Raw genomic sequence first — 20,929 nt, forward strand, 5'->3', positions numbered from 1 at the left:
CCGACATCACACTTCACACTTCACACTTCACACTCCCCACCCCTTCCCCTATCATGCCCTGAAGCCCAACCGTTCCGCCGTCATGTCCGATAGCATCCAGACCGTTGTCTTCCCCGTCGCCGGACTGGGCACCCGTTTCCTGCCGGCCACCAAGGTGGTGCCGAAGGAAATGCTGCCGGTGGTCGACAAGCCCCTGATCCAGTATGCGGTCGAGGAGGCCGTTGCGGCCGGTGCCCGCAAGTTGGTGTTTGTCACCGGGCGGACCAAGGCTGCCATTGCCGATCATTTCGACATGGCCTACGAGCTCGAGACCGAGCTGGAAAAGCGTGGCAAGCAGGAGCTGCTGGCGCAGGTCAAGAGTACGTTGCCCGATGGCGTGGAGTGCCTGTACGTGCGCCAGCGCGAGGCGCTGGGGCTGGGTCATGCCATCCATTGCGCCCGCTCGCTGGTCAATGAGGAAGCTTTCGGCATCATCCTGCCCGATGATCTGGTCGACAATGATGTGGACCCGGTCATGTCGCAACTTGCCCGTCACCATGCCGAAACCGGCGCATCAGCAATCAGTGTCAAGGCTGTGCCGAAGGAGCAGACCAGCGCTTATGGCGTGGTGGACACCGAGCCGTTTTCGGGGCGTTCCGCCCGTCTCCGGGGGATCGTCGAGAAGCCCGCTCCCGAGCATGCACCCTCGGATCTGGCGGTCGTCGGTCGATACGTCCTTTCATCAAGAATCTTCAGCATCCTGGACCGCACCGAGCCCGACCATCGTGGCGAGATTCAGATTACTGACGCCATTGCCGAGCTGTTGCGCGAGCAAGCGGTCGATGCCTACCGCTTTGAAGGCCGGCATTTTGACTGCGGCTCCAAGCTGGGTTTCCTTCAGGCAACCGTCGCGCTGGGTTGCCGGCATCCAGATGTGGGCGCCTCATTCCAGAGTTGGCTGCAGGAGCGCGAATAGGGGCGCGGGTTCCAAGAATTTCCGACCGCAAGATGGCTGAATTGTCTTGGTCATCAGGGCGGCATTTGCTGCATGTCAAGCAGCACCGCCCGGCGAAAGGGTATGGTGTTCCCATTAATTCAATAGGCAAGAAGGATGTGGACATGAATCTGAAGAAGACGCTGGCCGATGTTCGCGGTATCGCGGTAGAGGCGGGAGCCGCCATCATGGAGGTCTATCGTCGTGATGAGAAGTTGAGCACCGAGACCAAGGCTGACGACAGTCCGCTGACCGAGGCCGATCTGGCGGCCAATCGTATAGTCGTTGCGCGTCTGCAGGAGCTGACTCCCGGGATTCCGATTCTGGCCGAGGAGTCGGATCTGCCCGACTGGACCCAGCGCAAGCACTGGTCCGAGTGCTGGGTCGTCGATCCGCTGGATGGAACTCGCGAGTTTCTGAAGCAGAACGACGAATTCACTGTCAATATCGCCCTGGTGCGTGATCACAAGCCGGTGTTGGGGGTGGTTTATGCGCCCGCGTTACAGCGCTGGTATTACGCGGCACGTCATGAAGGGGCCTGGCGCCAGGATGGCAAGAAGACGCCTATCAAGCTTACGGCTCATCCCCCGGAGCCAGGTCGTCCCCTGAAGGTGGTCGGCAGTCGTTCCCACAACACGCCCGAGTTCGACGAGTTCGTCGGCCGGCTGGGCGAAACGGAAACGGTGGTCATGGGCAGCTCTCTCAAACTGTGCCTGGTTGCCGATGGCACTGCCGATCTCTATCCGCGCCTGGGACCAACCAGCGAGTGGGATACCTGTGCCGCGCAAGCGGTTGTCGAGCAGGCCGGCGCCCAAGTATTGAACTTCGAGACCGGCGAGCCGCTGAGCTATAACGCGCGTGAGTCGATTATCAATCCGCACTTCATTGTCTGTACCGAATCGGATCCGGGTTGGTTCAAGTGAAGGAGGGGGTAGAGGACGAGAGGGAGAGAGGAAGAGAGGTAGAGAGGTAGAGAGGTAGAGGGAAGCGGCCTCAATCTTCAGCCGTTGTGATCGATCCTCTTGCCCGGCGGCGGCATTCTTCCTCGCTGATGTCGGGGCGTGAGCCGTCGCCGCGGATGCAGCGGCAGACCCCGGTTTCGACTGATTCGGCGCAGTAGATCTGATCGCTGCGCCGGCCGTTGTCTTGCCGCAGAAATTCCGGCAACCGGATTTCGGGCCGGGTTTCCTCTTCACCCCAGCCGGCCGGCAATGGCCGGTCCAGCGCCAGCCAGATGCCGCCACCAATCGCCAGTGCGATGAGCAGCAGCATCACGATCGGTCTTTTCCAGAAGGCAGTGGCGATGATCATGGTGCTGATCGTAGCCTAAGCCGGTGGTGGGCGAAAGACGGAAGATGGGAGACGGGGGACGGGGGACGATATGTCGGTCGCCAAGGGTTGGCCCCGTGCCTGGTTGGGGGTATTGATGCAGGCCGGGGCGTGCAGATTGGCTGCACGCCCCGGCACTGTTGTTTCCGGGCCTTACCAGTGCCCTGGTTCAGTCGTCGCTTTCGAAATCCCCGGCCGTTGCGTAGCTGATTCGAGATGGGTCGAAGTGACGGCGCACGGCTTCGTTCACATCTTCGACGGTCAGTGACCGCACCCGGTCCTCGAAATCGGCCTCGTGGTGCATGTCACGGTCCAGGTAGAGGTTGCTTGACAGCGTGCCGGCCAGGTTGCCGTCGTCGCTGCGGCGGATGTCCATTTGTTGCAACCAGCCACGACGGCCGGCTTCGAACTCTTCGGCCTCGAAGCCTTCCTCGATGACCTTGTTGAACTCTTCGAACATTACCTCGACCAGGCGATCCCGATTCTCGGGGGCGTACATGGCGAAGGCCTGGAACGAACCCCGCTCATCGATGGAATGGGCGTTGAAGCCACCGCCAACGGCGTAACTCAGGCCTTCGTCGTCACGTACCCGGTTCGCCAGGCGGGAGCTGAGGAAGCCACCTCCCATCAGGTGCCCGGCCAGGCGGATGGCAGGGTAGTCGGGGTGCTCGTCATTCATCGGGAAGGTCATCTGGGCGATGAACACTGCACTGGCCTTGTCATCGAGCTGGGCATGAAGTTGCCCGGGCTCGACATCGACATGCGCTTCAGCGATTCGCTCGAAAGGAACGGCGGCGGTCCAGTCGCCGAACCGGTCTTCAAGCAGCTGGCGCAGCTCGTCGGCATCGAAATCGCCGACGAAGCTGATGGTGGTGCCGGGTCCGAAACCGTAATGGCTGGCATGGAAGTCGACCAGGTCATCGCGGGAGACGGCACGAATGCGATCTTCGGACTCGTCGAAGTCCGGCGTGTAGTTGGGGTGCTCGGGCGGATGGGTATTGAAATGCCGGCTCAACTGGCGGCTGGCCACCGCACCGGGCTCGTCGCGCTGTTCGTCCAGCGCATCCAGTCGCTGGCGCGTGATTTCGGCCAGCTCCCGTTCAGGGAAGACGGGTTGTTTGAACATGTCTTCGAGCAGCTCCAGAACGCCTTCGAGCTTGTCGCGGCGACTTTCGATGCGGGCGGTGACGGCATTGTCGCCACTCAGGTTCAGGTTGGTTTGCAGCTCGTCGAGTTCGTCGCGAATGTCCTGGCGTGAGCGGTTCTCAGTGCCGCGCCAGAGCATGGACGAGGTCGTGCCGGGGATGTTGCCCAGGTCGCTGAGACTTTCGAGCGTACCCATGCGCATGCTGATCCGGCCCTGTACACGATTGCCGCGGGTGGACTTGGGTAGCAGTGCGACCCGGGTGCCGTTGGCCAGCTCGAATCGGACCAGTCGGTTTTCGATATTTTCCGGGGTTGGGTCGAAGGCTTCGCCGACAGCGCGGTCTTCCCGCCCCGTGTAGTCGGCAAGAAGGGCTTCGAGGTCGGGGGCGTCCGGAATGTCGGCCCGTTTCGGGTCGCTATCGGGGATGAACTGGCCCAGGACGCGATTGTCGCGCCGCAGGTAGGTGCTGGCCACCCGAATCACGTCGTCAACGCTGACCTCTTCCAGCCGGTCCCGGTGCAGGAACAGCAGGCGCCAGTCGCCGGTGGCCGCCCATTCACTGAGCTGGATGCCCACGCGTCCGGAATCATTCAGGGTGGTTTCGATCTGTCGTGTCAGGGCGTTGATGGCGCGGCGGACTTCCGCCTCGCTGGGTGGGGAGTCTTCCAGCTCGTCCACGGCGCTGAGCATGGCCTGCTGCACCTCATCGAGATCCTCCTCGGCGCTGCTGCGCGAAAACAGCAGTAACAGCGATGGTTCGGGCAATGTCCACGAGAAAGCCCCGACCTGGCTGGCGAGCTCCGAATCCACCAGTGCCTTGTACAGGCGCCCGGATGGCATGTCGCCCAGCAGGTGGCTGAGCACCTGGACGGCGGCAAAGTCTTCATGCGATGCGGGTGGGACGTGATACCCCATCATCTGCAGGCGAACGTTGCCGGAACGACGCACCGTGACCGTGCGTTCGCCATCCTGCACCGGCTCCCGGGTATAGCTGGGCCAGAGCGTCATGTCGCCAGCGCGCTCGGGTGCCGGGATGGCGCCGAAATGCGTGCCAATGAGTTCCAGGGCGCGCTCTGTCTCGAAATTGCCGGACAGGATGATGATGGCATTGTCGGGCTGGTAGTACTTGCGGTAGAAATCCTGCAGACGTTCGATGGGCACGTTCTCGATATCCGAGCGCGCGCCAATGGTCGAGCGTCCGTAGCCATGCCACTCGTATGCCGCGGCCATCACGCGCTGCATGAGGATACGAAACGGGTTGTTCTCGCCGATCTCGAACTCGTTGCGAACCACAGTCATCTCCGAGGCCAGGTCGTCCTCGTCAATCAACGAATTGACCATGCGGTCGGCCTCCATGCGGATGGCCCATTCGAGGTTTTCCTCGCCGGCGGGCAGCGTCTGGAAATAGTTGGTGCGCTCGTACCAGGTCGTGCCGTTGGCCACGCCGCCACGCTCGGAGATCTCGGCCTTGATGTCCTGATGATCCGGTGTGCCGTAAAACAGCATGTGCTCAAGCAGGTGCGCCATGCCGGTTTCGCCGTAGCCCTCATGCTTGGAGCCGACGAAATAGGTGACGTTGATGGTCGTGGTCGACCGACTGGCGTCGGGCATCAGGAGGACACGCATGCCATTGTCGAGGCGGTATTCGCTGATCCCCTCGACAGTGGTGACGTACTCGAAGCGTTCGCCCGATGCGCTGGCGGCCAGCGGCAGCAATACAGCCACGGCCACGACAGCCAGGTGTTTGAAAAGTCGATGCATCCGTATGCTCCCGGTATTCAGTCTGAAGTGCCAAGTGTCTTCGGTTGCGAGAGCCGCCCGGCTGGAGGTTCACGCAAGCCCATCCGGCCTATCATCTCAGATCAGAGACGGTCGCGTGTAGGTCAGAAGTCATGGTTTTCCTCCGGCTTCCTCGCCCCACAGCTCGGTCAGCCGCGCATCCCGACCACAGCGCCACCGGTAATAGCGGTAGCGGACCGGATTGTTCTGGTAGTAGCCCTGGTGGTAGTCCTCGGCCGCGTAGAAGTTCTCGAACTCGATGACGGGTGTGACGATGGGCTCGTCGAAGCGGCCTGATTGCTCGAGTTCTACTAGCGAGGCCCGAGCCTCTTCCAACTGGCCGGCATCATGGGCAAAGATGGCCGTGCGATAGGCCGAGCCGCGATCGCAGAACTGTCCGCCGTCATCGAGCGGATCGATATTGCGCCAGAACACCTGTAGCAGGGTGTCGTAGTCGATGATGCCTGGATCGTAGATCACCTGCACGACCTCGCGATGCCCGGTGACGCCGCGCACCACGGCCTCGTAGCTGGGCTCCGATACATGCCCGCCGCTGAAGCCTGAAATCGTCTCGACCACGCCGTCAAGCCGGTCATACGGTGGTTCCATGCACCAGAAACATCCCCCGGCGAAGGTTGCTTTCTGCAAACGTTCCTCGCTGTCCCTATCGGCGATCGCGTCGGCCATCACAATTGAGACCATGAGCATCGGCACCAGACCGATCCATTTCGTGAATCTGCGTTGATCTGCCTTCATCTGTGGTTACTCCCTTTCCGCAACTCGGGCAGCGGTTCGCCTTCCGGGACAAATTCCAGGGCCACGCCGTTGTTGCACCAGCGCTGGCCGGTGGGTTCCGGGCCATCATCGAAGACGTGACCCTGGTGCCCGCCGCAGCGTGCGCAGTGGTACTCGGTGCGCGGCCAGATCATGCGAAAGTCGCGCCGGGTGCCGATGTGTTGATCGTCGATGGGCTGCCAGAAGCTGGGCCAGCCGGTGCCCGAGTCGTACTTGTGCTCGCTGGAGAACAGGGGCAGAAAGCAACCGGCACACACGTAGGTACCGTCACGGTACACGCCATCCAGCGGGCTGGAGAAAGCCGGTTCCGTACCGTCGCGGCGCAGTACCCGGTACTGTTCCTTGCTCAGGAGTTCGCGCCAGCGCGATTCCGGCAACTCAAGCGGCTCGAACGGCGGGTCCTCGCCGGCCCGCGCCCTTGCGGACAGCCAAAAGGCAGGCAGGGCTAGCGATCCCAGCCAAAACAATGGCAAAGATGCTGCTGCCTGCCCGAGCAAACGTCGTCGTGATTGATCCTGAATGAAATCGTTCATCCTCGAATTAGATCAGATCAGGCGTCGGTGGTTCGTCAAAAACAGGGCTGAAAGTCTGTAATGGCCAGTTTCAATCGAGCGTGTACTGGCTCGCAACCGGACTGGCATAGAGTGCCTTGGCATCGCTCGCGGCCGCCACGGCTTCTCGCACAGGCGCTTCGGTCATGTCCAACACCCGGATGGTTCCATCGTCGATCCTGGCCACCGCCTCGATGCGGTGAAACGACTGGCCATACTCGGCCGCGAAAGCGGCCAGGCCGCGCAGTTTGCCCAAGGAATCGCCCAGATGATGGCCGTGCGGGTCGACGATGGAGACTTTCACGCCATTTTCGTTGCCGTGGAAGAACAGGAAGTCCGGGCATAGGCGTCGCCAGTTGCCCGCCTCGTCGCGCCAGGCCACGGCCAGCGCGTCGTCGGAGGCGCGGGAGGGGTTTCGGTACCAGGCCAGACAGTCCTTACGCTCCAGTTCGGCATCCAGCACGCTGATTTCCCAATCATTGAGGCTGGCAACGGGGAATTGGCCGTTCTCGTCGGCCATCAGATGCAGTGGGCGTGTAGCCAGCGCGTTGCCGTTCTCGTCCCGGGTATTTTCGGTACGGATGCGCGGGCGCTGGGGTTCGACCCTTTGCGGATCGGGGGACATGCCCTTGATGTCGGCGTACACCGCCCGGCGCTCGTCGCTCAAGTCTTTGATCGCAACCCGATATTCATCAAACCATTTCCGCGCCAGTTTGTCGGCTTCCCGCTCCAGACGTTCGAGCACCGGCGCCGTTCCCAGCGTTTCCATCTTGCCGATGGCGGCCACGGTGATATGCGCGTCCAGCAGGGTGTCGTCATCGTCTGGGTCGGCCATGTGATCGGCGTAGCGTTTGGCCAGCTCGCGGCCCAGTAGTCGGCCGGCCACGGCGTAGTCGGCGGCAATTGCCCGGTATCGGCCAGTCATCGCTTGCACAATGGCTAGTCGTGCCCGTGCGGTATTATTCAGAAGCTTGTTGGCTAACCGACAAGGCGCGAGTGTCGGCCGGATTGGCCGTATGCACCCGGTTACGACCGCCCTTCGGGGCCGGTGAGTAGCATGCCTTCCTGGTCGAGTTGCTCGGCTGATCACCCAGACAGGCCGCACACTGGCCGTGCGTGTGCTTGCGAACAGACGGTCTCTGATTCCGGCCTCATGCTGGGCGCTTGTTGCAATTTGCACAGGAATGCCCGCAATAAAGCGCTCCGTCTCAACCTTTTCCCGAACACCCCGCCTCCCGAATGGCGGCAAGCCGAAGACCATGTCGTCGGGACGCCTGATTCTGGAATTGGGATGCTGGATTGGCGGCATTGCACTGATCGTGACCTATCTGGCAGCAAGCACTGGACTGGAAAATCATCGCAAGCAAGGTATCGAGCTGTTTGCCCAGGCGCGCGCGGCTGAGCTGGTTAACCAAAGCCAGGATGATCATACTCCGGGCGATCAGACCATGTCGGGCCAGGACAGGACAGTCGCCGAGTCGCCGACGGTTCCGGAAGGTACTGGTGACACAAGCGCGCTACCGATCGCCATATTGCGCATGACCAGCGTAGGGCTGGAAGTGCCGGTCTTTTCGGATATCAGCGAGTTGAACCTGAGCCGGGGCGCCGGGTGGATCGAAGGAACAGCCACGCCCAATAGTGGCGGCAATATGGCGGTCGCCGCCCATCGCGATCGCTACTTTCGCTCGCTCAAGGGCGTCCGAATCGGCGACATTCTGGAACTGGAAAGCCTTGCCGGTTCAGGTGAGTTTCGAGTATCCAGGATCGTCATAGTCGATCCGGACGATGTCACCGTTCTTGATGACACCTTGACGCCCACTGTCACGCTGGTGACCTGTTATCCCTTTTATTTCATCGGCAATGCGCCTCAGCGCTATATCGTGCAGGCCATTGCCGTTGAACAATCCGGGATTTCGTCCACTATGGGCGCCATTCCCACCGCTCTACCATCAGGAGAAACACCATGAACACCCGATTGAATGTATTGGCCATGACATCGGCAGCTTTGCTGCTGGGTCTGGCATGGACTGGAAGCTCACTGGCCCAGCAAGCCGCACCTGCGATGCCGGCGCCGGAGCTGGACCGGGTCAGTTGTACGGAGGTTGATTGGCATCAGAACATGATGCGTGACTACCCCTGGGTTGCCAATGGCTGCCACGAAGCCATCGTTGTTGATGGCAAAAAGTGGGCGCGCTTCGAGGCTGTGTTTCAGCAAACCAATCGCGATGGGACGATTACATCGAACTTCAAGAGTGATCGTGGCCGCTCGCTTGGCGACGTCAAGCTGAGGCCGGGTCCTGACCAGCGCGTGTTGCTGGATGGTCGTGCTACGAGGTTTTCAGACCTGCGCCGCGGCCAGGTCCTGAACTTCTATGCGCCGGAAGGCATGTACGCCTTTGCCACGGAGCCGGGCGCACCGCCTGCCGAAGTGGTTCAGATTGTCGAGCCACAGCCGACCGCACAGGCACCAGTTCAAATGGCCCAGGCGCAGCCGACCACATCCCCCAGACCGACCACTTTGCCGGCAACCGCCGGCCCGCTGCCGATCATTGCTCTGGGCGGACTGCTGTCGCTACTGGGTGGGATCACTCTGACCATGTGCCGGCGTTTCAAGACACCGAGCGCCTGAACCATGGGAACCTTGCCGGGCGGTCGCTAGCCGATCGCCCGGCCTATTCATCATCAGGATATAGCCATGACCATTGCCAAGATAATTGAAATTTCAAGTGACTCTTCAATCAGCTTTCAGGACGCCATCGAATCCGGCATCAAGCGTGCCGAACGTACGGTGCACAATGTAAAAGGCGCCTGGATAGCCGAACAGAAGTTGACCATTGACGATGGCAAGATCACCAACTACCGCGTGATCATGCGGATCAGTTTTGTCATCGACTGACCGGGCTGGCAATACCGAGAAAATGGGCGCATCAGCGCCCATTTTTCCAAGTGCGCCTTGCCACAAGCGCTGACAGGCCGAAGCTGAGTGTCTGCTCAATAGTGAGACCGTTAGTACAGATGATCCGTGCGCTACCGAACAGTAAGCGAGCAATATGTGCGCTAGCGCACCGACGGGCGACTAGCGCGTTGATAGGCTGACCAATCAGCCCAGGATGAACAGGTGAGCGAAAACTGTGTCTATTCAGATGCCCGGCCAGGAACCCCACGGTCGCCGAGTCCGGCCTTGCTCCGAAAGACTGGATGAGTGGGAGAATGAAGGGGGCATGGTGTCCAGACCGTCTACGGCCAATCAGTTCGATGAAATCCAGCGCCCTTTGAGTACCGAAGCGGAGATTGCGCTGCTGGAAGTCCTGCCACTAGGCATTATGATCACCGACCTGGACGGCATCATCACCTATAGCAATCCAGCCTGCCAGAGGTTATATGCAGCATCGGCATCGGAACTATTGGGCACCAACTGGTGCCAGGCCATCGATGCGAGAGATAGAGCGGCGATTCCTATCCGGTGGCAGGAAGCCAGTGCTGGGCAGGACCCACTGAGCTTCGATGTTCGCATGATTGATGGCGCCGGACAACAGACCTGGACCAGGCATGGCATTGCACGTCTGGAGACTGATCCGGCGCCTGAATGCCGTATCCACACCATTGAAGATATCACTGCCATCAAGGCTGCCGAGCAGGCTGCAACCGAAGCACTTTCCAGCGAACGGGAGCGCGCGCGGGTCACGCTGGAGTGCATTGGCGATGCAGTCATCAGTACCGATGCCTCAGGCCGGGTGAGCTATCTGAATGCCGTGGCGGAAGAACTGACTGGCTGGTCTCGCGAGGCCGCATGCGGTCAGCCGATCAATAGGGTATTCAGGGTGGTTGATGCGAGCAGCAGGCTACCGGTATGCAATCCAGCCGATCGGGCCATGGAGGGTCTGGGGATCGTTCAGATGCCACCCAATTGCCTGCTCCTGCGGCCCGACGGTAGTGAGTTGGCCGTCGAGGATTCGGCCGCACCCATCATTGACACCGCCGGCCGACTTGCTGGTGCGGTCGTGATATTTCGTGACCAGAAAATGTCCAGGCAGAACGTGGCACGAGTGACACACCTGGCCCGCCACGATGCTCTGACCGGTCTGCTCAATCGGGCGGCTTTTGCCGAACACTTCGATCAGGCGATCCATCTGGCCAGGCGCCACCAGAACTGCGTCGGGCTGATGTTCATCGATCTCGACAACTTCAAGCAGGTCAATGACAGCCTGGGTCACAAAGTCGGCGACCAGCTATTGAAGCTCCTGTCGTGGAGGCTGACATCCTGCGTGCGCAGCACCGATCTGATCTGCCGTCATGGCGGCGATGAGTTTGTCGTTTTGCTTAGCGAGATCAGGCAGCGCGAGGATGCAGTGAGAGTCGCTGAAAAGATGCTGGCGGCAGCAACCATGCCTTACCATGCACATGCCCCCACGGAAAGCCTGGAGTTGAGTGTAGGAATCAGTCTTTATCCAGAACATGGCATCAATATGAAATCACTGATGCACAGGGCGGATACAGCCATGTACCACGCCAAAGTTGGCAGTGGCAGCGGATACCGTATCTATCAGGCCGGCATGCAGCGACCGCTTCCTGGGTCACGCATCGACAATGTGTTCAAGCGTACAGACGCAATCGGGTAATGGGGGCGATCATTCCACACGGTGGTACTTTGTCCCGACTTTCAAGGTGCCAGGATCCACCCTGATCATTGCAAACATCACCGTGGAGGTGTTATGGAACGTCGTGCATTTGAATGGCCTTGTCAGCTTCGAGACAGAGATCGATACCGCGGTCGAACTGATTCGATCGGTTGTCAATGTACAGTCGGCCAGGCCCAGAAAGGCGTGGGTGATGCGCAGGCAAAGATCATGCGGGGCACATCATGAACGATACCTCTGAAGTGGCAAGCAAAGCTCGTTCGGATACCCGGTCAGCCCGCAAATATGGCACCTTGCTGCTTTCGGCGACCACGCTTGTCGGTGATGACATTTGTAACCGCTATGGCGAGAAGCTGGGCTACATCAAGGATTTCATGTTTGACATGGACAACGGCAGAATCCGCTACGCGGTGATGAGCTGCGGCGGCTTCCTCGGCATGGGCGACCGACTGTTTGCCATTCCGTGGAGCGCGCTCGACCTCGATACCGATCGCAAGTGTTTCTTGCTCGATGTCGGAATCGACCGTCTCAAGGCGGCGCCAGGTTTTGACAAGGACCACTGGCCCGATATGGCTGATGAACAGTGGGCCGGCAAGGTGCGCTATCACTTTCGCCGACTCAAGGATGGATCAAGGTCGGCTCTGTAGCCGGCAGTTGGTCCGCGACTGGTTGTGTTCGCTTCCGTACAGAAGTCGCCTCCATCGTTGTGATGCAATGATTTCGCATCCTTAAAAGAAGGTCCGAAGTTTGACATCATGACCGCAAGCAATCCGCCACTGGCCACAGCCAACGTTATCTACTTCATCGCTGTCCACCTGCTCGCTCTGGTGGCCGCTCCCTTGTGGGGCGTGCTGGTGGGCTTCAGCGGCTGGGCCTGGCTGACCGCCGGGCTGATCTGGCTGTTCAGCGGACTTTCGATTACCGCCGGCTACCATCGGCTGTGGTCGCATCGCAGTTACCAGGCGGCCTGGCCGTTGAAACTGTTCTTCGTCATCTTCGGCACTTTCGCCTTGCAGAACTCGGTGCTGGTCTGGTGTGCGCGCCATCGTCTTCATCATCGCTTCGTTGATGACATCGAGCGTGATCCACATTCGATCCGTACCGGCTTCTGGCACGCCCATATTGGCTGGATGCTGCGCCACTGGCCTTCCAGTGCGGTTGATTTCAGTCAGGTTCGCGATCTCGAACGCGATCCGCTGCTCAAGTGGCAACACCGCCATTACTTTCTCCTGACCTGGCTGTTCAACCTGGGTGTGCCGGTCCTGCTCGGCGTGCTGGTCGGCGAGGTCATCGGCATGGTGCTGCTGGCCGGCGCAGTCCGGCTGGTATTCAGCCAGCACTGTACCTTCTTCATCAATTCGCTGGCTCATACCTGGGGCAAGCGCCACTACAGTGATGAAAACACCTCCCGCGACAACGGCTGGCTGGCGCTTGTGACCTGGGGCGAGGGCTATCACAACTTTCACCATGCCTTTCAGGCCGATTACCGCAACGGTACACGCTGGTGGCATTTCGACCCGGGCAAGTGGCTGATCGCAGCCTGTTCATCGCTTGGATTGGCCAGCCAGCTCAAGCGCACCCCGAACTTCAGGATCCGGCGGGCAAAAGTGGCAATGCAGATTCGCCAACTCGAAAGCGAGCTGGCCTCAAGCCATGCCGGCCAAACCTGGGCCGAAGCCCTCGAGCGCGAGTACCAGCAGTTCAGGGATACCGTCGGCCAGTGGCAGTCTGTTCAGGCCGAGCGGCTCCAGGCCGGTAGCGCGGCACTGCGCGAGCGTTGGCAGAAGCATGTCTTCAGAAAGCGCTTTCGGGAACTCGATCGACGCCTGAAGGCCCAGGCCCGCCGCCTGGCCAGTCTGCAACAGGATTGGCATTCCGAATCAGCTCATTGAGGCGGTGCGGTGCGCATCGTGAGCGCACCTGACGGGCAGATCGAGGTCGCTTCTTCGCCGGCCCAGTGCACCACTTTCCCGGTTCATCTGCCCAGAGTCGATCCGGTGCCCGATTATTACCACCGGCTGGTCCGGCGCGCTGCATGGATCAGCACCAGTGCCAGAACCATCACCAGCAGCAGACCAGCCATGAGGCCGGTCCCCCCTCTGTCAGGATAGTTGTCGTCTCCTCTAAAATAGTCTCCAAGAGGGGGCGGACAGGAGCTGACAGTGAAGTATTCAGAAGAACGCAGAAAATCAGTGCTGGCCAAATTGTGCCCACCACATAATCGAACGGTCCGAGAAGTCGCCGCTGAGGAAGGCATTTCTGAGCCGACGGTGTACTTGTGGCGCAAGCAGGCTCGGGAGCGCGGAGAGCTGTACCCCGATGCCGGATCTGACGCCCAGGGCTGGAGTGCTCGGGACAAGTTCGCGGCCGTGATTGAAACGGCTTCGATGAACGAGTCTGAGCGCTCGGAATACTGCCGCAAGCGCGGCCTGTATCCTGAGCAGCTGGCTGCTTGGCGTCGGGCCTGCGAGCAGGCCAACGACTGGGCCGAGGAACGCACCGCCAGCCAAGTGAAGGCTGACCGGGAACAACGCCGGAAGATGCGCGAACTCGAGCGCGATCTGGCACGCAAGGAAAAGGCCCTGGCGGAGACGGCTGCCTTGCTTACCTTGTCAAAAAAAGCCCGGGCGATCTGGGGGGACGGAGAGGACGAATGATCAGCACCCCGGATCGCCAGAAAGCTGTTGAGCTGATCGACGAGGCCAGAACCGCTGGCGCCCGTCTCAGGCCCGCCTGCCAGGTGCTGGGCATCACGGCACGCACTTATCAGCGCTGGACGGCTGATGGCGGCGTGCGCGCCGACAAACGGCCTGAGGCAGTGCGCCCGTTGCCTTCTCACGCGCTCAAGCCTGAAGAACGGCAAGCGATTGTAACGGTCTGCAACGAGCCCGAGCACGCTTCCATGCCGCCGGGCCAGATCGTGCCGAAGTTGGCCGACGAGGGCCGCTACCTGGCCTCTGAGTCGAGCTTTTACCGCGTACTGAATGACGAGGACCAGCAGCACCATCGCGGTCGTGCCCGCAAGCCTGCAGCGGCCCGGCCGCCAGCGACGCACTGTGCCGATGCGCCCAACACCGTTTGGTGTTGGGACATCACCTGGTTGCCGGCCGATATCCGTGGGCGCTTCTTCTTCCTGTACCTGATCATGGATCTGTTCAGCCGCAAGATCGTAGGCTGGGAAGTGCATGATAGCGAGAGTGCCGTGCTGTCCAGTGAGCTGGTGCAGCAGACGGTCTGGCGGGAAGGCTGCGTCGATCAACCGCTGGTCCTCCATGGTGATAACGGCAGCCCGATCAAAGGTCAGACCGTCCAGGTCATGCTCGGCAAGCTGGGTATCACGGCCTCGTTCAGCCGACCGCGGGTCAGTGATGACAATGCCTTCGTCGAATCGTTGTTCCGAACCTGCAAGTATGTGCCGGACTTCCCGAAGACTGGCTTTGCCTCGCTGGAAGCGGCACGCGAGTGGGTCGCGCGCTTTGTCGAGTGGTACAACCATCAGCACAAGCATCGCGGGATCAACTACGTCACCCCGCACCAGCGCCACACTGGACAGGACATTGAGATCCTGGCCAAACGCCATGCCGTCTATCAAGCGGCGCGGGACAAGCATCCACAGCGCTGGAGTGGGGATACCCGCAACTGGTCTCCGGCAGGAGCCGTGTGGTTGAACCCGGAAAAGGAAAAGCAGCCGGAAAGTCAGGCTGCATGAGTATGGAAAAGGCGACTTCTATCTTGACAACCACCGGGTCCGGGGCGCCATGGCCAGCAGGGCTTCCACCAGTCGGCCCTGTTGCAGGCCGTCGGCCGTGAACCAGGCGATCATCGCGACAATCACCAGGCCGAGCACGGCCAGGTCGAACAGGTTGTGACTGTATGCCATCGCGATTGCCGCCAGCACCAGTACCAGGCCCAGCGGCATGTACCAGATCGATCCGGCCAAAAGAGCCTGCCAGGCCACAGCAGTCGCCGCCAGTATTCCCAGTATCGGCGCCAGCAGGACCATCAAGACAGCCAACCCGTAAAGCAGAAGGCTGACGGTTCTTGATCGTATCGGCGGCGGCAGTATCGCATTCATGCGGCCGATTGTGAAGGAACGCCCCTTTGCCGTCCGTGCGTTACGGAACAGATAGAGGATGATTGAAGCTAAAATGAGTTTCCTGCGCAATACCAGCAACGACTGGAGTGGAGCCTGAAGCATGCTTGAGTGGATCGACGATCACTCGGTGCTATTGTGGATCGGCAGCGCACTATCCTTCGCTGTGCTGGTGGGGAGTTTTTTCCTTGTGCCGTTTCTGGTATCGCATATTCGTCCGGATTATTTCGCGCATGAACGGCGCCCTGATCGCAGCTGGATCAACCTTTCGCCGCCTGTTCGACTTGTCATTCACATTGGCAAGAACCTGCTGGGCACGCTGCTGCTTGTCGTCGGGCTGGCCATGCTGGTATTGCCGGGGCCTGGTCTGATCACGCTACTTGTCGGCTTCTTCCTGCTTGATTTTCCCGGCAAGTACCGGTTCGAAAAGTGGCTGGTCGAAAAAAGGCTGGTTCATCGACCGATCAATTGGCTGCGCCAGCGATCGGGCCGGCAGCCACTGGTGCTGCGCAGATAAAATCGTTTCGGCGACAGGATGCCTGAGCAAGGTCGACCGTCGGCCATACGCGCGACTGGTCGCTCTGAAGGGGCTGCTTCGCTGCGCGAAACCGCCCCTTCGACGCTCCCTGCGCTACGCCGACCTGAAATGGCGGCAGTCCCGAATAATCCGACAGGAATGTAGGTCGGGGTTACATCCCCGACGGACGAGGGTGAAACTTTTTCCACCGAGTCGTTCCTGTACTCCCCTGGGTGTTACCCAAAAAAGACTTGACGAGAGTATCCGGTACGTCGGACGATGCAGCCTGGTGCTTGGCTCGGGATGGTTTTTCTTGCCAGCGAGGTCGTCGATGATCTCGGGAGAAGAGATATCAGGAGCTTTTGCGCGCGGTTTGGCGGTCTGATGCTTGTCCTGGCCTGGACAGCTCCTGGAGCCCATGCCGACTATGATTTCCCGGCTCGCCCTTACCTGGAACAGGGCCTGTCCCGTGCGGCCGAGCAATTTCCCGGCGACCTGCCCCACCAGCGCTGCTGGGCGGCAGCCAATGCAATCTGGGAATACACGCTCAACCAGTTTGGTCCGGATCATGCCCAGGCCTGGCTGGCGCCGTGGTGGAAAAGTGGTCAATGGCGCAAGCTGTGCAATGGGCAAGGCTTGCGCACCAGGCAATCACGCCACTGGGGAATTACCTGCCCGTATCGCTCCTGCCCGGAAGGGGAAGGGCCCTACATCAGCATCAATCATGATCGCATCTACTCGGGTCATTGGCCGGAATCCTGGCTGCACGGGCGCTTCTACTACGTCATGGCGCATGAGATGGCGCATGCTATCGGTCACTACTACGGCGACCCAAATTGGGCCGATGATCATTGGGCAGATGGGGTGGCCCGCGCCTTCGGCGCGCCGGTCTGTGCGCATTCTCCCTACTGTCGTCGAGTTCCACCCTACCCGAAGTTCCAGCTGCAGGAGCATGCCGAAGCTGTGATTGTTCCGCCATTGGCTCCGGTGAAAGGCCGATAGTGAACATCCTGCCGCCCTGAGAGGTCCGGCGATGCTGGTGGTCGTCTATCCTGGATTCATTGATTGACTCGAATCGTACCCGACTCAATCATCTGACCACCGGCTACCGGGGAGTCCATACGAGCGTTGTATGTGATCGTACCGACCCTGCCGAAGCAGAGACTGGCGCTTTCATTGGGTTTGATCGTGGCCGACTCCTGCTGCCGCCGGAGCAGACTGGAAAACCCGGACTGACAAACCACATCGTCCAGCGCACCGTCGAGGAATTCCAGCTTCACAGGCGTGCTGCGCCGATTGACCCAGCGAACCTCATCGCCGTGCCGTACGCGCAGATTGGTCGGCGTCATGCGCTCCTCGAACTGCACGTCGTGGATCGTGCCGGTTCTCGAACTGTCTGCGATCCCGGCAGTACCCGCCATTGCAGCACAGCCGGCGATAGCCAGAATTGCCGTGGCGAATGCGAGGTATTTCATGATCGTTAAAGTCTTCATTGTGCTTGGATTCAACCGCGAAGTGCAACACCACTGATTGGTTAGGGGTGAGGTGCGCTAGCATCGGCACTCTAACCACCACGTTGGAGTTGCACGATGAGCTACACGCACCTCACCAAGGAAGAACGTTACCAGATTCGAGCTATGCTTGAAGCCAACTGCACGATTCGCTGCATCGCTGGCATTCTGGGCCGTTCTCCGGGCACCATATCGCGGGAGTTGTCTCGCAATCGGGGTCTGAGAGGCTATCGACCCGGGCAGGCGGATCGACTCGCCAGCGAGCGCGCGGCTGCCAGTCGATGCCGGCACCGAATCACCAAGCGCCAATGGACCGAGGTCAGCCGGCTGATTCGCCTTGACTGGAGCCCGGAGCAGATCAGCGCTCGGGCAGCCCTGGAGGGCACGCTGGCCATCTCGCCGGAATGGATCTATCAGTTCATCTACGCCGACAAGGCGGTCGGTGGCGATCTGTGGCGCCATCTGAGGTGCCAACGCAAGCGGCGCAAGCGCTACGGCAGTGGACGGGATCGGCGAGGCCGCATTCCCGACCGGGTGGGCATTGAGGCCCGCCCGGGGGACGTGTCCACGCGCGAGACTATGGGCCATTGGGAAGGTGACACCATCATCGGCAAAGGTCATCGCGGCGCCGCCATGACGGCGGTCGAGCGCAAGTCGCGATTGCTTCGTATCGGCAAGCTGCCGAGCAAGTCGGCCAACGCGATGCGGCAGGCGTTTCGGCGTCGTCTCGGCCCCATGGCCGAGGCTGTGCAATCGATTACATTCGACAACGGCAAGGAGTTCTCGCAACATCGCCTGATCGGGGAAGATTTGAACAGTTTGACGTACTTTGCCGACCCGTATGCTTCGTGGCAGCGCGGCACCAACGAGAACACCAACGGACTGATCCGGCAGTATCTCCCCAAGAGCCGAAATCTGGAGACGCTGACCGGTGGCGAGATTCGAATGATCGAGCATCGAATCAACAACCGACCAAGGAAGTGCAATGGGTATCTGACGCCAAACGAAGTTGCTTACAATAAGCGAGAAAAGTTAACCGTTGCACTTCGTAGTTGAAACCAAGGCAGAAAATGATGAGGGCGATCACCGCCTTCGAGATCGACGTACAGAACATCGACACCGTGTTCAAGCTGAGCCAGGACCGGGATGCCGAAAGCTATCGCAATATCATCGAAAAACTGAACGAACAGGGCGAAGACGGCCGGGCGCTTGCCGCTGAAATGCAACAGCGGGCATCACGGCTCTTCCCGGATGGTTGACGAGCAACCGGAAGCGAAGTGAAGCCCGCTGGACACTAGTGGGCCATGCGGCAAGTTAGGTAACACTCAGCCGTCGCACAAGCGTCGTGGGCAAGGCGCGCGAGCGCAGGCAATGGAAGCTTTGCGGTTTCGAGCTTGCTCGAAGAAGCGAAGCTGGAATGCCGTTGCGCGTGCAGGACTGGCCGTCGCCAATTCAAGCGAGTGCAACACGAGCAACGGCTCCGCTCGCAAGGCTTCATTCGCTGCGCGAAAGTCGCCATGCGGCTTCGCCTGCCCTGCCCTCGGCGCTTGTGCGGCGGCCCTTCGGGAGCCACTGTGCCGGCGCGACTCGGCGTTGCGTTTCTTGGCAAGGGCTACGGCCATTCCCTGCGAAACGCGCCTTGATTCGCGACGGCACAATGGCTCTGAGTGTTACCTAACTTGCCGCATGGCCCACTAGTGCCTCACCAGGATCAGCCTGCCGCAAAAAACGCCTCCCCAATCAAAAACACCCCAATGCCTCCATCCTGCAATCCTTTGACGTAGACGTCTTCCCGAGTATGAATCCCCCTCTACTAAACCACCAGCCAGTCCTTCGGCACCATCGGCGCCAACCCTAGCGTGCTTTCCAGGTCGGTTTTAAACCGGTGCATATCGTGGTTGTTGATTCCCACTAGGTCGCCGGGCATCTTCAGCGCCCGGCCCCTCTCCGCCCCAATCTGGGGCAGCGAACTCCACCGTCTCCGGCACATGCCGCTCGAAATTCAGCCCGAATGCGCGCCGCTTGCTCAGACGTTCAAATTCCCTGCGGAGGTCTTCCGCAAGCAGCAGTTCGTCGCTTCGCTTCAGCGATGAGGCGATCGTTAGCCCGGATGTGTTCGGGCCGAAAAATTTCGGCGCCGCAGTGATCGCAGGCCAGGCACACCAGCTCTTCCAGGTGCAGCGTGCGATCGCGGTATTCGATCGTGTCGCTGTAGGCCTCCGGCTGCAGTTGACAGGTTTCACAATCCGGGCAAACTTCAGATTGCTTGTTCATGGATGCCTCTTTCATGGCAGGAGCACAGCTCGATAACCACACAGTCGCGGCTCAATCTCGGTTTAATGTAGAGATCGAAGCAATTGCCCGGTGCTCCCAAATTCAGGCGACCAGCTTAGTCCGAGGCGGCCAGCAGCCTTTCGATTGCTCCGGACAAATCGATGACTTCGACTTCAACGCTCCTGGAGCCGTACAGGTGGCCGAAATCCCGCCGGTCACCGGCAACCAGCAGGTCCGCGCCCTGGGCAATGGCCGCCGCCAGAATCGGTATGTCTTTGTCCGGCAGTCCGTGCCCTCGCGCCATTGCGAGGTGCGACTCGCCGGGCTCCCTGCCGATCAGAGCCAGGCCCGCGAATCGCTCCAGCGCCGGTTGTCGTCCAGGGCGTTTGCGCGCGATATTCCGGCGGGCTTCTTCCACGGCGAGGCGGGAAGTTGTCAATTCACAAAACTCCGCTGCCGCCAGTTCGAACAATAGCGCGGCGTCCGCGCCTTCCTTCCAGGCCGCTGAAAAGAAAATGTTGGCATCCAGGAATACCCGCATGCCGTCGGGCTACTTGTTCTTCGCCCGGCGGTTCACGGCTTGTCCGACGCGTTCCCGGAATGACCCCGGCAATCGGTTCTCGCGTTCGAAATCGGCGATGCGCTCATCGCTGTAGAGTTCGATCGGATACACCACGGCCGGCCGCAGACGGATGCTGCCGTCGGGCTCCGATTCGATGATCACCTGCGATTCTGCCGGCAGGCCCGCTTGCTCCAGCACACGGCGCGGGATGGTCACCTGGCCTTTTTTGCCGATTTTTACGGTCTCCATACCGGCATTATGCCGGAATTCCGGCTTGCCGGCAATCCGGAACTATGCGGCTGGCGATGCCGATTCTGTCGACCGTACGAGGTCGCTATCCGGTGGCCTCATCTGGCCATTAGCCGACTCAAATCCTCCCCTGGCTCCCCCAACTCGCATAAAAGTCTCCCCACTCAAAAACGCCCCCATCCTGCAGTCTTTTGACGTCTTCGCGAGAATGAATCCCACTCTCCGAAACCACCAACCGGTCCGTCGGCACCATCGGGGCCAACCTTAGCGTGGTTTCCAGATCGGTTTCAAACCGGTGCATGTCGGGGTTGTTGATGCCGCCAAGATCGTCGGGGGCTGTGCGTGCGCATTCTATTTCCGTCTCAAACTCAGGCCGCCAACTCCACCCGCACCTTCTTGCCCAGCGCCATTGCGGCACGCTCAATCGTCAGTAAAGTAACAGAAGGATTGGACCCGGCTTATTCATGACCCAGTCTACTGCGACAGCGCCAGGCCCCGCATCTGCGGCGTTT

25 protein-coding genes are annotated in these 20,929 nt (G+C 60.3%); 13 read left to right on the forward strand and 12 right to left on the reverse strand.

Features of this window, described 5'->3' with window-relative positions:
* Positions 1 to 82 precede the first annotated feature (82 nt).
* Both galU and cysQ read left to right on the forward strand, forming a co-directional pair.
* Complete coding sequence (galU, locus tag IC757_RS02670) at positions 83 to 955, forward strand: UTP--glucose-1-phosphate uridylyltransferase GalU (RefSeq protein WP_190975860.1); 873 nt, start codon at positions 83 to 85, stop codon at positions 953 to 955.
* A gap of 143 nt (positions 956 to 1,098) precedes the next feature.
* Positions 1,099 to 1,896, forward strand: a complete 798-nt coding sequence (gene cysQ / locus IC757_RS02675; protein ID WP_190975861.1) for a 3'(2'),5'-bisphosphate nucleotidase CysQ — start codon at positions 1,099 to 1,101, stop codon at positions 1,894 to 1,896.
* Positions 1,897 to 1,966: 70 nt separating this feature from the next.
* On the opposite strand, the gene IC757_RS02680 is transcribed toward cysQ, so the two are convergent.
* The 5 genes from IC757_RS02680 to IC757_RS02700 form a co-directional block, all read right to left on the reverse strand.
* The gene (locus tag IC757_RS02680; RefSeq protein WP_190975862.1) at positions 1,967 to 2,284 is read right to left on the reverse strand and encodes a hypothetical protein; all 318 of its coding nucleotides are present in this window, start codon (positions 2,282 to 2,284) and stop codon (positions 1,967 to 1,969) included.
* Positions 2,285 to 2,471: 187 nt separating this feature from the next.
* Positions 2,472 to 5,210, reverse strand: a complete 2,739-nt coding sequence (locus IC757_RS02685) for a M16 family metallopeptidase (protein ID WP_190975863.1) — start codon at positions 5,208 to 5,210, stop codon at positions 2,472 to 2,474.
* Between the two features lie 129 nt (positions 5,211 to 5,339).
* The gene (gene msrA, locus IC757_RS02690; RefSeq protein WP_223846225.1) at positions 5,340 to 5,930 is read right to left on the reverse strand and encodes a peptide-methionine (S)-S-oxide reductase MsrA; all 591 of its coding nucleotides are present in this window, start codon (positions 5,928 to 5,930) and stop codon (positions 5,340 to 5,342) included.
* 50 nt (positions 5,931 to 5,980) lie between these two features.
* A complete protein-coding gene (gene msrB, locus IC757_RS02695; protein ID WP_190975865.1) occupies positions 5,981 to 6,556 on the reverse strand; it encodes a peptide-methionine (R)-S-oxide reductase MsrB in 576 nt (191 codons plus the stop codon).
* A gap of 70 nt (positions 6,557 to 6,626) precedes the next feature.
* Positions 6,627 to 7,499, reverse strand: coding sequence for a hypothetical protein (locus IC757_RS02700; protein ID WP_190975866.1), 873 nt, complete (start codon positions 7,497 to 7,499; stop codon positions 6,627 to 6,629).
* 394 nt (positions 7,500 to 7,893) lie between these two features.
* On the opposite strand from IC757_RS02700, the gene IC757_RS02705 reads away from it, so the two are divergent.
* The 7 genes from IC757_RS02705 to IC757_RS02735 all read left to right on the forward strand — a co-directional run bounded on the left by IC757_RS02705 (position 7,894) and on the right by IC757_RS02735 (position 14,920).
* Positions 7,894 to 8,541, forward strand: coding sequence for a class D sortase (locus IC757_RS02705; RefSeq protein ID WP_190975867.1), 648 nt, complete (start codon positions 7,894 to 7,896; stop codon positions 8,539 to 8,541).
* Complete coding sequence (locus IC757_RS02710; RefSeq protein WP_190975868.1) at positions 8,538 to 9,203, forward strand: hypothetical protein; 666 nt, start codon at positions 8,538 to 8,540, stop codon at positions 9,201 to 9,203. Before IC757_RS02705 ends, IC757_RS02710 begins: the two co-directional genes overlap by 4 nt.
* Positions 9,204 to 9,269: 66 nt before the next feature.
* Positions 9,270 to 9,470, forward strand: coding sequence for a dodecin family protein (locus IC757_RS02715; RefSeq protein ID WP_190975869.1), 201 nt, complete (start codon positions 9,270 to 9,272; stop codon positions 9,468 to 9,470).
* Positions 9,471 to 9,795: 325 nt separating this feature from the next.
* Positions 9,796 to 11,193: a diguanylate cyclase domain-containing protein gene (locus IC757_RS02720; RefSeq protein ID WP_190975870.1), complete on the forward strand. Its 1,398-nt coding sequence runs from the start codon at positions 9,796 to 9,798 to the stop codon at positions 11,191 to 11,193.
* Positions 11,194 to 11,435: 242 nt separating this feature from the next.
* On the forward strand, positions 11,436 to 11,858 hold the full coding sequence (locus IC757_RS02725) for a PRC-barrel domain-containing protein (protein WP_190975871.1): 423 nt from the start codon (positions 11,436 to 11,438) through the stop codon (positions 11,856 to 11,858).
* Between the two features lie 108 nt (positions 11,859 to 11,966).
* Positions 11,967 to 13,103, forward strand: a complete 1,137-nt coding sequence (locus IC757_RS02730) for a fatty acid desaturase (protein ID WP_190975872.1) — start codon at positions 11,967 to 11,969, stop codon at positions 13,101 to 13,103.
* A 264-nt stretch (positions 13,104 to 13,367) separates the two neighbouring features.
* A protein-coding gene (locus IC757_RS02735) for an IS3 family transposase (protein WP_411913475.1) occupies positions 13,368 to 14,920 on the forward strand; the annotation gives its coding sequence in 2 pieces (ribosomal slippage) (positions 13,368 to 13,842 and positions 13,842 to 14,920; 1,554 coding nt in all).
* An 18-nt stretch (positions 14,921 to 14,938) separates the two neighbouring features.
* On the opposite strand, the gene IC757_RS02740 is transcribed toward IC757_RS02735, so the two are convergent.
* Positions 14,939 to 15,286 carry a hypothetical protein gene (locus tag IC757_RS02740; protein WP_190975873.1) on the reverse strand — a complete coding sequence of 116 codons (348 nt, stop codon included), beginning with the start codon at positions 15,284 to 15,286 and terminating at the stop codon, positions 14,939 to 14,941.
* 121 nt (positions 15,287 to 15,407) lie between these two features.
* On the opposite strand from IC757_RS02740, the gene IC757_RS02745 reads away from it, so the two are divergent.
* Both IC757_RS02745 and IC757_RS02750 read left to right on the forward strand, forming a co-directional pair.
* Positions 15,408 to 15,821, forward strand: coding sequence for a PGPGW domain-containing protein (locus tag IC757_RS02745; RefSeq protein WP_190975874.1), 414 nt, complete (start codon positions 15,408 to 15,410; stop codon positions 15,819 to 15,821).
* A gap of 384 nt (positions 15,822 to 16,205) precedes the next feature.
* Positions 16,206 to 16,823 (forward strand): hypothetical protein, encoded by a 618-nt coding sequence (locus tag IC757_RS02750; protein ID WP_190975875.1) that lies wholly within the window; start codon positions 16,206 to 16,208, stop codon positions 16,821 to 16,823.
* Positions 16,824 to 16,879: 56 nt separating this feature from the next.
* Here IC757_RS02750 and IC757_RS02755 read toward each other — a convergent pair whose 3' ends face one another.
* Positions 16,880 to 17,296, reverse strand: coding sequence for a hypothetical protein (locus IC757_RS02755; protein WP_190975876.1), 417 nt, complete (start codon positions 17,294 to 17,296; stop codon positions 16,880 to 16,882).
* Between the two features lie 114 nt (positions 17,297 to 17,410).
* On the opposite strand from IC757_RS02755, the gene IC757_RS02760 reads away from it, so the two are divergent.
* Both IC757_RS02760 and IC757_RS02765 read left to right on the forward strand, forming a co-directional pair.
* Complete coding sequence (locus tag IC757_RS02760) at positions 17,411 to 18,388, forward strand: IS30 family transposase (RefSeq protein ID WP_190975877.1); 978 nt, start codon at positions 17,411 to 17,413, stop codon at positions 18,386 to 18,388.
* Between the two features lie 14 nt (positions 18,389 to 18,402).
* Positions 18,403 to 18,591, forward strand: a complete 189-nt coding sequence (locus tag IC757_RS02765) for a hypothetical protein (protein WP_190975878.1) — start codon at positions 18,403 to 18,405, stop codon at positions 18,589 to 18,591.
* A 554-nt stretch (positions 18,592 to 19,145) separates the two neighbouring features.
* Here IC757_RS02765 and IC757_RS16960 read toward each other — a convergent pair.
* The 5 genes from IC757_RS16960 to IC757_RS02790 form a co-directional block, all read right to left on the reverse strand.
* The gene (locus IC757_RS16960) at positions 19,146 to 19,322 is read right to left on the reverse strand and encodes a hypothetical protein (RefSeq protein WP_223846226.1); all 177 of its coding nucleotides are present in this window, start codon (positions 19,320 to 19,322) and stop codon (positions 19,146 to 19,148) included.
* Positions 19,323 to 19,366: 44 nt separating this feature from the next.
* Positions 19,367 to 19,606, reverse strand: coding sequence for a YgiT-type zinc finger protein (locus tag IC757_RS02775; RefSeq protein WP_190975880.1), 240 nt, complete (start codon positions 19,604 to 19,606; stop codon positions 19,367 to 19,369).
* Positions 19,607 to 19,721: 115 nt separating this feature from the next.
* Entirely contained in the window at positions 19,722 to 20,147 is a 426-nt protein-coding gene (locus tag IC757_RS02780) for a PIN domain-containing protein (RefSeq protein ID WP_190975881.1), read from the reverse strand.
* A 9-nt stretch (positions 20,148 to 20,156) separates the two neighbouring features.
* On the reverse strand, positions 20,157 to 20,417 hold the full coding sequence (locus tag IC757_RS02785) for an AbrB/MazE/SpoVT family DNA-binding domain-containing protein (RefSeq protein WP_190975882.1): 261 nt from the start codon (positions 20,415 to 20,417) through the stop codon (positions 20,157 to 20,159).
* Between the two features lie 118 nt (positions 20,418 to 20,535).
* Positions 20,536 to 20,835, reverse strand: coding sequence for a hypothetical protein (locus tag IC757_RS02790; protein ID WP_223846227.1), 300 nt, complete (start codon positions 20,833 to 20,835; stop codon positions 20,536 to 20,538).
* Positions 20,836 to 20,929 lie beyond the last annotated feature (94 nt).

The organism is Wenzhouxiangella sp. AB-CW3 (genome assembly GCF_014725735.1).
In the GTDB taxonomy this organism is placed as follows: domain Bacteria; phylum Pseudomonadota; class Gammaproteobacteria; order Xanthomonadales; family Wenzhouxiangellaceae; genus Wenzhouxiangella.